The 13383-nt window shown below is 73.8% G+C and carries 7 protein-coding genes; 4 read left to right on the top strand and 3 right to left on the bottom strand.

Features of this window, described 5'->3' with window-relative positions; all coding sequences use genetic code 11:
• Window positions 1-4605, top strand: a complete 4605-nt coding sequence (locus ACLQ2R_RS23050) for an FtsK/SpoIIIE domain-containing protein (RefSeq protein WP_425962482.1) — start codon at window positions 1-3, stop codon at window positions 4603-4605.
• A gap of 96 nt (window positions 4606-4701) precedes the next feature.
• Here ACLQ2R_RS23050 and ACLQ2R_RS23055 read toward each other — a convergent pair whose 3' ends face one another.
• Window positions 4702-4974, bottom strand: a complete 273-nt coding sequence (locus ACLQ2R_RS23055) for a WXG100 family type VII secretion target (protein ID WP_425962484.1) — start codon at window positions 4972-4974, stop codon at window positions 4702-4704.
• Window positions 4975-5145: 171 nt separating this feature from the next.
• On the opposite strand from ACLQ2R_RS23055, the gene ACLQ2R_RS23060 reads away from it, so the two are divergent.
• The 3 genes from ACLQ2R_RS23060 to ACLQ2R_RS23070 all read left to right on the top strand — a co-directional run bounded on the left by ACLQ2R_RS23060 (window position 5146) and on the right by ACLQ2R_RS23070 (window position 9347).
• Window positions 5146-5868 (top strand): SDR family NAD(P)-dependent oxidoreductase, encoded by a 723-nt coding sequence (locus tag ACLQ2R_RS23060; protein WP_425962485.1) that lies wholly within the window; start codon window positions 5146-5148, stop codon window positions 5866-5868.
• A gap of 92 nt (window positions 5869-5960) precedes the next feature.
• Window positions 5961-7715, top strand: a complete 1755-nt coding sequence (locus ACLQ2R_RS23065) for an acetyl/propionyl/methylcrotonyl-CoA carboxylase subunit alpha (RefSeq protein ID WP_425962487.1) — start codon at window positions 5961-5963, stop codon at window positions 7713-7715.
• A gap of 285 nt (window positions 7716-8000) precedes the next feature.
• Window positions 8001-9347 (top strand): hypothetical protein, encoded by a 1347-nt coding sequence (locus ACLQ2R_RS23070; RefSeq protein WP_425962488.1) that lies wholly within the window; start codon window positions 8001-8003, stop codon window positions 9345-9347.
• 162 nt (window positions 9348-9509) lie between these two features.
• On the opposite strand, the gene ACLQ2R_RS23075 is transcribed toward ACLQ2R_RS23070, so the two are convergent.
• Window positions 9510-10499: a LacI family DNA-binding transcriptional regulator gene (locus ACLQ2R_RS23075; protein ID WP_425962489.1), complete on the bottom strand. Its 990-nt coding sequence runs from the start codon at window positions 10497-10499 to the stop codon at window positions 9510-9512.
• An 11-nt stretch (window positions 10500-10510) separates the two neighbouring features.
• A complete protein-coding gene (locus ACLQ2R_RS23080) occupies window positions 10511-13366 on the bottom strand; it encodes a glycoside hydrolase family 3 C-terminal domain-containing protein (RefSeq protein ID WP_425962490.1) in 2856 nt (951 codons plus the stop codon).
• Between the last annotated feature and the right edge of the window lie 17 nt (window positions 13367-13383).

Below are 13383 nucleotides of genomic sequence, written 5' to 3' on the forward strand. Positions count from 1 at the left end.
ATGCGGATCATGCTCACCGTGCTCGGCGAGCACGCCGACCGCGACATCGTGGTCGAGGGCGACGAGACGACCACGGTGGCACGGCTCGCCGAGTCCCTGGCGGGACAGGGCGGCGAGCGGCCGAGCAACGTGGTGCGACTGACGCGCAGCAGGGCCCCGTACGGGCTGGGCCGCGACGTGAACGGGGCCGAGCCGCCGCCGCTCTGGCTGGACGGCCGCCCCCTCGACCCCGCCGCGCCCGTGCTCGGCCTGCTCCGCGACGGCGACCTGGTCACCCTCGACCGTTCACTGGCGACGGCCACGGTCGCCGACGAGCCCGGGGGGATCGTGGAGATCCGGGTCGTCGGCGGGCCCGCCGCCGGATCCGTGCACCGCCTCAGCCTGGGCGTGCACACCATCGGCTCCGATCCCGCGTGCGCGGTGGCCGTGGCCGACCCCCGGCTGCCCGCGCGGGCGGCCGTGGTCCGGCTCACCCCGGACGCCATCACCGTGGAACCCGGTCAGGAGAACGGGCCCGCGCCCCTGCTGGACCGCGCCCCGGTCTCCGAGGCGCTGCCCTGGCCCGAGCACGGCCAGCTGAGCTGCGGGGGGACCGTGCTCACCCTCCGGGCCGTCGAGCCCGCCGACGCGCACCTGGACGCCCAGCCGGACGGCGGGCTGGCCTACAACCGGCCGCCCAGGTTCCGCCCGCCGGACGGCACGCGCCGCTTCGAGGTCCCGGCCGAGCCGAAGCGGGCCGAGACCATGCGGTTGCAGCTGCTGACCGCGTTCCTGCCGGCCGTGCTGGGCGTGGGCATGGCCATCGCCCTGAGGACCTGGTACTTCCTGCTGTTCGCGCTGATGACACCGGTGATCATGATCGGTCAGTGGTGGAGCGACCGCAGGCACGGCCGCAAGCAGTACCGCCAGCAGCTCAAGCTGTACAGGGAGCGCATGAAGGGGTTCGAGGCGGCCGTGGAGCGCGCCCGGGCCGGCGACGAGGCCGCCCGCCGCGCCGCCGCGCCCGATCCCGCCGAGGTGCTGCTCACCGTCACCGGCCCGCGCCGGCGCCTGTGGGAGCGGCGCGACCACGACCCCGACGCGCTGCGCCTGCGGATCGGCCTCGCCGACCTCCCCGCCGCCCTGGAGTTCGCCCCCGAGCGCTCCGCGGTGATCGACGCGCCGCTCCCGGAGCCGCCGACCTGCCACGAGGTGCCGGTGGCGCTGGCCATGCGCCGCCTGGGCGTCGCGGGCCTGACCGGGCCCCGGCAGATCACGGCGGGGGTGGCGCGCTGGCTGGTCGGCCAGGCCGCCGCCCTGCACAGCCCGCGCGACCTGGCGATCGTCGTGCTGTCGGCGCACGGCGACGGGCAGGAGCGCTGGGACTGGGTCCGCTGGCTGCCGCACTGCGCCCCGCGCGGCGGCCAGGACTGCGTGGCCCTGGTCGGCGCCGACCCCGAGGCCGCCGCCCGCCGGGTGAGCGAGCTGGCCGCGCTGATCGAGGAGCGCCTCGGCGACGACGGCGCGGCCGGTCCCGCGGCCAGGCCGGGACGCGTCCCGGCCGGCTGGGGGGACCTGGGCGGGGCGGGCGACGACGGTGCCGGGCAGCCGTACGCGGCGCCCGTCTACGACGAGCGTCCCTACGACGTGCTGGTCGTGCTGGACGGCGCGCAGATGCTGCGCGTCCTGCCGGGCATGCCCCAGGTGCTGCGCCAGGGCCCGAGGGCGGGCGTGTACACGCTGGCGATCGACGGCGACCAGCGGCTGCTGCCCGAGGAGTGCGCCACCGTCGCCGCCGTGGAGGCCGACGGCACGGTACGGCTGCGCGGGGGCGGCCTGGACCACATCGGCGAGATCCTGGCCGACCAGGTGGGCGCCGGCTGGTGCGACCGGCTGGCCCGCTCGCTCTCGCCCATCCGGGACGTGAGCCGGGACGACGCGGGCCTGGCGCTGCCCGAGTCCGCACGGCTGCTCGACCTGCTCGGCCTCCCCTCGCTCTCCGGCGCCGCCCTGGCCGCGCGCTGGGGCCGGGCGACCGAGGCCCTGATCGGGGTGGGCCCCGAGGGGCCCTTCTCCGTCGACCTGAGCCGGGACGGGCCGCACGCCCTCATCGCGGGCACCACCGGCGCGGGCAAGTCGGAGCTGCTGCAGACCCTGATCTGCTCGCTGGCGACTGCCAACCGGCCGGACGAGATGACGTTCGTGCTGATCGACTACAAGGGCGGCGCCGCGTTCAAGGAGTGCGTGCGCCTGCCGCACACGGTGGGCATGGTCAGCGACCTGGACGGCCACCTGACCCAGCGGGCCCTGGCGTCCCTGGCCGCGGAGATCCGCCGGCGCGAGCGCCTGCTGCTGGCCGCCGGGGCCAAGGACATCGAGGACTACCACGAGCTGCGCGACGCCCGTACGGCCCGCGCCTCACGGGACCTGCTCGTCGCCGGGGGATCGGCCTCGGCCAGGCCGGCCCGCGAGCGCGCGGGGGCGTCGGCGACCTCGGCCCCCCCTGCGCCGCTGCCCAGGCTGGTGCTGGTCATCGACGAGTTCGCCGCGATGGTCAGCGAGCTGCCGGACTTCATGACCGGGCTCGTCGACATCGCCAGGCGGGGGCGCTCGCTCGGCATCCACCTCATCCTCGCCACCCAGCGGCCCGGCGGCGTGGTGACCGCCGACATCCAGGCCAACACCTCCCTGCGGATCGCGCTGCGCGTCACCGAGTCCGCCGAGTCCGCCGACGTCATCGGCCGTCCCGACGCCTCGTACATCCCCAAGTCCGCCCCGGGACGGTGTTACGTGAAGTCGGGGGCGGGCGCGGCGGCGGCCGTGCAGACCGCGCGGATCGGCGGCCGGAGCCCGGGCGCCGCGGGCGGCGAGAGCAGGGTGCGGATCAGCGAGATCGGCTGGCGGGATCTGGGGCGGCCCAGGCCGGTCCAGGCCGGAGCCGAGAGCGGCCACGTCACCGACCTGTCGCTGCTCGTCGACGCGCTGGTCGAGGCGGCCGGGGTGGCCGGGGTGGCGGAGCAGCCCAGTCCCTGGCTCGACCCGCTTCCCGACCTGCTGACCGTTCCCGGCCTGGTCCCGCCCGTCGGCGACCGGTCCGGCGGCCTCCCGGGCGGCGGCCTGCCGTACCGGCCGGGGGTCGCGGAGGTGCCGCCGCTGGCCTTCGGCGTCACCGACCTGCCCTGGGCACAGGACCGGCGGGCACTGGCGCTCGACCTCGCCCACGGGGGGCACCTGCTCGTCGCCGGCGCCCCGCGCAGCGGGCGGTCCACGGCGCTGCGCACGCTGGCCGGGGCGATCGCGGGCGGGGCCTCCCCCGACGACGTCCACCTGCACGCGATCGACTGCGGCTCGGGCGCGCTGCTGCCCCTGGTGGCGATGCCGCACTGCGGGGCGGTGGTCACCCGCGACCAGCTCGACCGGGTGGAACGGCTCCTGGCCAGGCTCCGCGCGGAGGTGGGGCGGCGCCAGCAGCTCCTCGCCGAGGCCGGATACGCCTCGCTGGCCGAGCTGCGCGCCACCGGCGGTCCTCGCCTGCCGTGGCTGGTCCTGATGCTCGACCGGTGGGAGGGGTTCGTCGCCGCGTTCGAGGGCTACGACTACGGGCGGCTGATCGACGCGCTGATGCAACTGCTGCGGGAGGGCCCGGCGGTCGGCCTGCGGGCGGTGGTGACCGGTGACCGGTCCGCGCTGCTCGGGCAGATCTCCACGATCTTCGACGACCGGCTGATCCTGCGGCTGGCCGACCCCACCGACTACGGGCTGGCCGGGATGTCCGTCAAGGACCTGCCCGCGACCCTCGCGCCGGGCCGCGCGCTGTCCACGGGGGAACACGGCATCACCGAGAACCAGATCGCGCTGCTCTGCGACGATCCCTCGGGACCGGCGCAGGTCGCCGCGCTCCAGGCGCTGGCCCGCTCGGCGCCGAAGATCACCGGTGAACCGCCGATGCGGGTGGACGCGCTGCCGATGCGCGTCACCGCGGCGCAGGCCATGGATCTGGCGCCCTCCTTCCGCCCGCCGTCCCCGCTCTGGGCGCTGCTCGGGGTCGGGGGCGACGCGCTGGCCCCGCTCGGGGTCGACCTGCTCGCCCAGGGCCCGGCAGCGGTCGTCGCGGGCCCGCCCCGGTCGGGCAGGTCCACGACGTTGCTGACCGCCACCCACTCGCTGCTCTCCCAGGGCACACCGGCGGTCCTGGTCACGCCCAGGCGCAGCCCGCTGTGCACCCTGGTCGACACGCCGGGCGTGCTGGCCGTGCTGGACGCCGGAGGGGATCTGCACGCGGCCGTCGCCGGGCAGGACCGCTACGTCGTGGTCGTCGACGACGCCGAGCTGATCTCCGCCGACTCGCCCCTGGGCACCGCGCTGGAGGAGGTGCTGCGCAGCGGCAGGGACGGCGAGCACGGCATGATCATCGGTGGGAGCACCGGTGACCTGACCACCGCCTACCGGGGGTTCGCGGCCGAGGCCCGCAAGGGCCGCACCGGGCTGCTGCTCTCGGTGCAGAGTCCCGCCGACGGCGACCTGTTCACCGTCCGCCTGCCGCGCGGCGCGGTCGGCGGCCCGCCGGGGCGCGGCCTGCTGGTGACCATGGGCACGGTGATCCCGATCCAGGCCGCCGTCACCTGACCATGGGTCGCCGCCTCCAGACGGTGAACGCAGAAACGCCCTGTTTCCTCGAAGAATGTTCTTCGAGGAAACAGGGCGTTTCGGTCGGCCGTTTTCCTAGCGGGTGGCGGACTCGATGTTGCCGCGGTACGTGTTGATGACCCGGGCGGCCTCGGCGAGCTCCTCGGACATGCGCTGGAAGGCGGCCCGGTAGTTCTGCCAGGCCTCACCGAAACGCTGGGCGCCGGGCCCCGTCCAAGCGGTGTTGACCTTCCCGGCCTCCCGGTCGAGCGCGGCCACCGTGGCTCTGACCTGCTCGGCCTGTTGGGTGAACTGGGTGGCCATCTGCTGCATTTCCGCGGGATTGCCGCCGAGCAAGTTCTGGCTCATGCCAGTCTCCTTCGGGTCGGTGTCGGAGGTGGTGACCAAACGAAATCACGATAGGCGCAAGGATCGTAGAAGATCCAGCTTATAGCGAGCGGATATGGACGTTCCCGCCATCACCGAGAGGCTAACGTTCTTCATTATCCCGATTTTTCGTGATGCAGGGAGTTACCGGCGGTGCGTGAGATTGTGGTGACGGGCGGGGGGACCGGTATCGGCTACGCCATCGCGGAGGCGTTCGCCGCCCAGGGCGACCGGGTGACCATCACCGGCCGGCGCGAGCAGGTGCTCGAGGAGGCGGCGGGACGGCTGGGCGTCTCGTACGCGGCGTTCAACGCGGCCAACCCGGTGGCGGTGGGCGAGGCCCTGGGCCTGCTGCCCGGGCGGGTGGACGTCCTGGTCAACAACGCTGGCGGGAACACCAACCTGGATCGGCCTCCCTCGGGCGAGGACCTGATGGAGGTGGCGGAGAGCTGGTGGGCCAACCTCAACGCCAACCTGCTCTCGGCCGTGCTGGTCACGAGCGCGCTCGTCCCGCGCCTGGCCGACGACGGCAGGATCGTGACGATCGGCTCGATCGCGGCCAGGGGCACCGGCTCGGGGTCGTACGGCGCGGCCAAGGCCGCGGTGGAGGCGTGGACGGCCGACCTCGCGGCCGAGCTGGGGCCACGCGGGATCACCGCGAACGTGGTCTCCCCGGGCCTGGTCGTGGAGACCGGGTTCTTCCGCGGCAGGCTCACCGGCGAGGGCGTGCGCCGCCGGGTCGAGAGCACCAGGAACGGGCGGGCGGGGACCCCGCGGGACGTCGCCGAGACCGTGAGGTTCGTCGCCTCCCCCGAGGCCGGCCACCTGACCGGACAGGTCCTGCACGTCAACGGTGGCGCCTACCTGGGCAGGTGAGGGCCCCATTGCCGGGCGGTGATCAGGGTGCGCCTACACTCCGTTGAAGGCCCGCCAGCCTCACGTCCGTACGTACTGAAGGGAAGACCTCGGTGCACAAGGTCCTGATCGCCAACCGTGGCGAGATCGCGGTGCGGATCGCCCGCGCGTGCAAGGACGCCGGACTGGCCGGCGTCGCCGTCTACGCCGATCAGGACCTGGACGCGCTCCATGTCCGGGTCGCGGACGAGGCCCACGCGCTCGGCGGGCGGACGCCCGCGGAGACCTACCTCGACATCGGCAAGCTCCTGCGGATCGCGGCCGAGACCGGGGCGGACGCCGTCCATCCCGGGTACGGCTTCCTCGCCGAGAACGCGGACTTCGCCCAGGCGGTGATCGACGCGGGTCTGACCTGGATCGGCCCGCCCCCGTCGGCGATCGTCGCGCTCGGCGACAAGGTGCAGGCCCGCCACATCGCCCAGAAGGTCGGCGCGCCGCTGGTGCCCGGCACCTCGGACCCGGTCTCCGGCAGCGAGGAGGTCGTCGCCTTCGCCGCCGAGCACGGCCTGCCGATCGCCATCAAGGCCGCCTACGGCGGCGGCGGGCGCGGCCTCAAGGTGGCCCGCACGATGGAGGAGATCCCCGAGCTGTACGAGTCGGCGGTGCGCGAGGCCGTCACCGCCTTCGGCAGGGGCGAGTGCTTCGTCGAGCGCTACCTGGACCGCCCCCGGCACGTGGAGACCCAGTGCCTGGCCGACGCCCACGGCGCCGTGGTCGTGGTCTCCACCCGGGACTGCTCGCTCCAGCGCCGCCACCAGAAGCTGGTGGAGGAGGCCCCGGCGCCGTTCCTGACGCCCGGGCAGATCGACCTGCTGCACGCCAGCTCCAAGGCGATCCTGCGCGAGGCGGGCTACGTGGGCGCCGGCACCTGCGAGTTCCTGGTGGGCCAGGACGGCACGATCTCCTTCCTGGAGGTCAACACCCGCCTGCAGGTCGAGCACCCGGTGACCGAGGAGGTCTCCGGCATCGACCTGGTACGGGAGATGTTCCGCATCGCCGACGGCGAGGAGCTGGGCTACGACGACCCCGCGCCGCGCGGGCACTCGATCGAGTTCCGGATCAACGCCGAGGACGCCGGGCGGGGCTTCCTGCCGGCTCCGGGCACGATCACCCGCCTGAGCGTCCCGTCGGGCCCCGGCGTGCGCCTGGACTCCGGGTACGAGGCCGGCATGACCGTCCCGCAGTCCTTCGACTCCCTGATCTCCAAGCTGATCGTGACCGGCGCGACCCGGGCGCAGGCCCTGGAGCGCTCGCGCAGGGCGCTGGCCGAGTTCGAGATCGGCGGCATGCCGACCGTGCTGCCCTTCCACCGGGCCGTGGTCGAGGATCCCGCGTTCACCGGCGAGCCGTTCTCGGTGCACACCCGCTGGATCGAGACCGAGTTCACGGGCGTGATCCCACCGCACGAGGCGGAGACCGGCCAGGACGGGGAGCCGGCCGAACGGGAGCGGATCGTCGTCGAGGTGGGCGGCAAGCGGCTGGAGGTGGTGCTCCCCGCGGGGCTCGCCGCCCCGGGCGCGGGTGCGGGCCGGGCGGTGCCGAGGGCCCCGCGCCGGAGCGGGGGCGGGGCGGCGAGGAAGGCCGCCGGCGGTGACGCGCTGGTCAGCCCGATGCAGGGCACGATCGTCAAGGTCGTGGTCACCGACGGCGACACCGTGGCGGCCGGCGACACCGTCGTCGTGCTGGAGGCGATGAAGATGGAACAGCCGCTGGCCGCGCACAAGGCGGGCACCGTCACCGGGCTGGCGGCCCAGGTCGGCCAGACGGTCACCTCGGGCGCCACGATCTGCGAGATCAAGGACGCCTGAAAAGGTCCCGGGGCGAACCTCCCGCCCGGGCTCCCGTGAGGCCCGGGAGGTACCGGCGCGTTCCCGGGGCGTGAGAACCCGAGTGCGGGGCAGGGGGTGTGGGCGGGATCACGCCGCCGACGGCACGATCATGCACCGTGGCGCCCACCTCGGCCGTGAAGGGGATACGGTCAAAGGCGTAGGAAACTGCGAGGCCACGACCCAACTACGAGGGCACGACTAGGGAACTACGTGGGAACTCTGACGTCCACTCATTCGTCTTCAGGACGAAGGAGGCTTTCTGCCGTGACCATCACAAAAGCCGCGCTAGGTCGTTTCGGTGCCATGATCGTGGCACTGTTCGCCGGGCTTCTGGCCATGTCCATGATCGCCCCGGCGGCTCACGCCGCGGCGCCAGATCCCAGTGTGATCGCCTCGGGCCTCAAGGACGGGGATCACTTCTACGTAGACCCGGCGGCGGGCATACCCGCGAACGCCGCGGACGCCATGCGCGGTGCGGCCGAGCAGACGTCCTCCGTCTACGTCGCCATGCTTCCCGAGGGTGCGCTCACCAGCCAGTCCCAGGCGAGGACCCTGCTGAGCTCGACCCTCAAGAGCGTCGGCCCCAAGTCCACCGTCCTGGTGATGAACGGCAAGACCCCGTTCGGTGTCACCAACATCAGGGGTGTCGACGTCGACGAGCTGCTCGGCCGGGCCAAGACCACCGGCAGCCCCACCGACAACGTGATCAACTTCGTCAAGCTGGCGGACGACGCGGCCACCTCCGGCGGCGTTCCCGCCTCCTCCGGCTCCCGCTCCTCGGGCGGTGGCGGCGCCGGCGTCCTGGTCGGCATCCTGGTGCTGGCCCTGGCCGGTGGTGGCGGTCTGTTCTTCTACTCCCGCAAGAAGAAGAAGGAGCGCGAGGCCCGCGAGGCAGCCGAGCTGGCCGCGGTCAAGCAGACCGTGGACGAGGACGTCACCAAGTTCGGCGAGGAGATCACCGATCTCGACACCGACGTCAAGCTCCTCAACGACGGCGCCGACCACCAGCAGGACTGGCAGCGCGCCCTCGACTCCTACGACCGGGCCAAGACGGAGCTGGTGGCGGTCAAGCGCCCCGACGAGCTCCGCGGCGTGACCACCGCGCTGGAGGAGGGCCGCTACGCCCTCGCCTGCGTGAAGGCCCGCGTCAACCACCTGCCGCTGCCCGAGCGGCGCTCGCCGTGCTTCTTCAACCCCCAGCACGGCCCCTCGATCCGTGACGTGCGCTGGGCCCCGCCCGGTGGCGCGCTGCGTGATGTGCCCGCCTGCGCGGCCGACGCCGAGGCCGTCGAGCGCGGCTTCGAGCCGCAGACGCGCGAGGTCATGGTCAACGGCCAGCGCCGCCCGTACTACGACGCGGGACCGGCCTACCAGCCCTACGCCTACGGCTACTACGGCGGCTTCGGCGACGTCATGACCGGCATGATGGTCGGCACCATGATGGGCAGCATGATGAGCGGTGGCTTCGGCTACGGCGGCGGTTACGGCGGTGGCGACCAGGCCGCCGGCACCGACTTCGGCGGCGGGGGCGACTTCGGCGGTGGCGGCTGGGGTGACTTCGGCGGTGGAGGCGACTTCGGCGGCGGGGACTTCGGCGGCGGCGACTGGTAGGACCCGCTGACCGGTGAAGGCCGGTGACCGCTCACGGCGGACCCACCGGCCTCCCCGGATCACCGGCCTTCCGGCGCATCGCGGCTCCGCGGGTCACGAACAGGATCGTAAAGAAGACGGCGGGCGCGCCTCCCTTCCCGGGGGGCGCGCCCGCCGTCTTCGTCAGGTGCTGGCGCGTACGGTGAGCCGGGGCTGGAGCAGGGTGCCGTCCGGGACGGCCCGGCCCTCCAGTTTCTCCATCAGCAGCCGGACCGCCTGGCGGCCCACCTCCTCGGCCGGGATGAGCACCGAGGTCAGCGGCGGGCTGGAGCGTTCCGCTATGTCGTCGGGGCAGATCGCCACCACCGCGATGTCGTCCGGCACCCTGCGGCCGCTCTGGCGCAGCGCCCCGAGCACGTGGTTGACCGCGGCCTCGTTGTGCACGACCAGCCCGGACAGGCCCGGCCGGGCCTCCAGCAGGTCGCCGATCGCGGCGCAGACCCGGTCGAAGTCCTCCTCGCACGGCAGGGCCACGCCGGTCAGCCCGGTCTCGGCCACGGCCACGGCGAACCCCTCGCGGGTCCGGCGGGCGAAGCCGGTGCCCCGCTCGTAGACGACCGAGGGGGCGCCGAGCAGCGCGATCTCCCGGTGCCCGCGCTCGGCCAGGTGCTCCACGCAGAGCGTCCCGGCCCGCGCGAAGTCGAGGTCCACGCAGGTCAGCCCCGCCGAGTCGGCGGGGAAGCCGATCAGCACGCTGGGCTCGGACAGGTCCTTCAGCAGCGGCACCCGGCTGTCGTGAAGTTCCACGTCCATCAGGACCAGCCCGTCCACCAGGGCGCTCGCCGCGGCCCTGCGCAGTCCGTCCGAGCCCTCGTCGGCGGTCAGCAGCAGCACGTCGTGGTCGTAGCGGCGGGCCTCGGTGACCACCGAGGTGGCGAACTGCATGAGCACCGGGACGTGCATCCCCACCCGCAGCGGCAGTACCAGGGCGATGACGTTGGAGCGCCTGCTGGCCAGCGCCCGTGCCCCGGCGTTGGGGTGGTAGCCCAGCACCCGGATGCTGTCGAGCACCCGGCGCCGGGTGTCGGCCGAGATGGCACGCTTCCCGCTGAGCACGTACGAGACCGTGCTCACCGCCACCCCCGCGTGCCGGGCGACCTCGCTGATGGTCACCGCCCGCTCGCTCACGCGGCCCCGCAGAGGCTCAGGCCGGCCAGGGTGATCCCCGCGTTCTCGAACACCACATAAAGATCGTGGACTCCCCGGGCCTCCGCAAGCCCGCCGCGCACCTCGGTGAGGTCGTAGCGGCCCGCGCGGGGGACGGGGAGGTCGCCGAGGACGGGCCCGTAGAGGGGGTCGTCCAGGCGCAGGGTGATCACGCCGCCCTCGGCGCTGGTGGCCCGGACCGAGCAGGAGGCGGCCCCGGCGCCCAGGTCGACCGAGCGGAACACGATCCACGCCCCCTCGGCGGTGGAGCGCACCGCGTCGCCGGAGACGCGGGAGGCGTCCACGAACGAGACCGAGTCGTACTCGTCGTGGTCCGCCGCCGGGATCGGACCGGCGAAGGCGTCGCGCGGGCCGATGGTCTCGCCGTCGACGTGGAAGGACGCGCAGAGCCTGATGTCGCGCGCGGAACGGCCGATCATGATCTTGTGGGGGGCGTCCTCGACGACGAACCGGTTCCCGACGACGTCCCAGAAGGCCAGTTCCCGCACGTCGAGGTCCCACTCGACGCGGGTGCTCTCGCCGGGTTCGAGCCGCACCTTGACGAAGCCGCGCAGCCGCCGCAGCGCCTGCTTGACCCGGGAGCGCCGCTGGCGGGTGTAGATCTGGACGACCTCCACGCCGGGACGGGAGCCGGTGTTGGCGACGGTGGCCGAGGCGACGAGCCGCCCGCCGGCGACCTCGGCCTCCAGGTCGGAGTAGTCGAAGGTGGTGTAGCTCAGGCCGTGACCGAAGGGGTAGAGCGGGGTGCCGCGGAAGTACTGGTAGGTCGCGTCCGAGGCGATGATGTCGTAGTCGAGCAGGTCGGGCAGCTCGCACGCCGAGCGGTACCAGGTCTGGGTGAGCCGCCCCTCGGGGTCGGCGTCGCCGAACAGCACCTCGGCCAGCGCGTGGCCGTACTCCTGGCCGCCGTGCGAGGACCAGAGCACCGCGGGCGGGTCGACGTCCTCCCAGGTCACCGGGTAGCCGCTGCTGATCACCATCACGGTCCTGGGGTTGGCCTCGGTGACGGCCCTGACCACGGCCTGCTGCGCGGCGGGCAGCTCCAGGTCGAGGCGGTCCTCGGTCTCCCTGCCGTTGACCAGCGGGTGGTCGCCGACGACCACCACGGCCACGTCCGCGGTCGCGGCGAGCGCGGCGGCGGCCTCGGCCCCGCTGACCACGGTCTCCAGGGTGAGCCAGACGGCGGCGTCGGCGTCGTCGGCCAGGCGGAACCGGGTACCGGCCGGCCCGCCGCGCGGGTGACCGTCCAGGCGCGCGTCCGGACCACCGTCCGGGCCACCGTCCGGACCGCCCGGAACGCCGTCCAGGGCGAGGTAGCGGCCGGTGGAGATGTGCCGGAACGCCACGGTGCCGCGCGGGCGGTCCTCGGTACGGAAGGTCTGGCGCACCTCCCACCCGTTGGGTCCCGGCTGGTCGTTGACCAGCACGCCGTCGTCGTCGATCGACAGGTGGCGGCCGGTCGTGACCGACCGCAGGGCGTAGCTGCCGCCGCCCCAGTCGAAGAGGTCGAACAGGTCGGGCTCGGCGGCGACGCCGAGCGGCCCGCCGTCGGGGTCGGCCACGACGTGGCCGCCGTCCACCGAGATCGTGATCCTGTCCACGGCCTCGCAGAAGACGGTCTCGCACCGCCCGGCCAGCCCGGCGCGGGCGGTGACCGCGTACGGGAGCGTCCCGGAGTACCAGTCCTCCATGAGCGTGTCGCCGAGCTGGCCGATGACGGCGATCCTGCGCGTCCCTGCCGCCAGCGGCAGCAGGCCGTCGTTGCGCAGCAGCACGATGGAGCGCCGGGCGGCCTCGCGGGCCAGCGCCTGGTGCCCGGGGCAGTTGACGACCTCCTCGGTGATGTCGTCGTACGGCGTGGACGGGTCGAACTCGCCCAGCCGGAAGCGGATCGAGAGCGCGTGCCCCACGGCGGCGTCCACGTCGGCCTCGGTGAGCAGGCCGCGTTCCAGGGCGGCGCGCAGGTGGCCCAGGGTGGCCTCGGTCCGGTCGTCGTCCTGGGTGAAGCTGTCCAGCCCGGCCCTGACCGCGTGGGCGTACGCCTCGGGCAGGTCGTCGTGGTAGGCCTGCAGGCCGGTGAGGTTGGCGGGCGCGTAGGCGTCGCTGACCACCAGGATGTCCTCGGGCGCCCAGGCGCGCAGCACCTGGGCGATCAGCGGGCTGAGATGGGCCGGGCGGCCGTTGACCAGGTTGTAGGAGGGCATCACGGCGACCGCGGCACCGGAGGCCAGGGCCGGGCGGTAGGCAGGGAGCTCGTACTCGTGCAGCACGCGGGGCGGCAGGTCGCTGGAGGTGACGCAGCGGTCGGTCTCGTTGTTGTAGCCCAGGAAGTGCTTGAGGGTGGGCGCGGTCTTCAGAACAGTGGGAGCGCTCCCACGAAGGCCGGAGGCGTACGCCTCCCCCATGACACCGGTCAGCCAGGGGTCCTCGGAGTAGCCCTCCTCGTTCCGCCCCCAGCGCGGGTCGCGCAGCGGGTTGACCACCGGCGCCCAGACGTTGAGGCCGGCCCCGGCCGGGTCCTTGCGGTGGAAGGCCACGACCTCGTCGCCGGTGGCCTCGCCGACCCTCCTGACCAGGTCCGGGTCCCAGGTGCTGGCCAGCCCGACCGCCTGGGGGAACACCGTCGCCGGTCCGAGCCAGGCCAGGCCGTGCAGCGCCTCGGTGCCGGTACGGAAGGGGGCCATCCCGAGCCGTTCCACCGGCGGCTGGTACTGGTGCAGCAGCGCGACCTTCTCCGCCAGGGTCAGCCGGTCCCGCAGGTCGGCGACGCGCGCGGCGAGGGGGAGCTCGGGGTCACGGAACGGTTCGGTCATGGGGGACCATCCCTCTG

This window comes from Streptosporangium sp. DT93, assembly GCF_049844535.1.
GTDB lineage: Bacteria > Actinomycetota > Actinomycetes > Streptosporangiales > Streptosporangiaceae > Streptosporangium.

Excerpts from the sequence above, each read along its gene's own strand:
- ACLQ2R_RS23050 (WP_425962482.1), top strand. The coding sequence starts at position 1 with ATGCGGATCATGCTCACCGTGCTCGGCGAGCACGCCGACCGCGACATC.
- ACLQ2R_RS23055 (WP_425962484.1), bottom strand. The coding sequence starts at position 4,974 with ATGAGCCAGAACTTGCTCGGCGGCAATCCCGCGGAAATGCAGCAGATG.
- ACLQ2R_RS23080 (WP_425962490.1), bottom strand. The coding sequence starts at position 13,366 with ATGACCGAACCGTTCCGTGACCCCGAGCTCCCCCTCGCCGCGCGCGTC.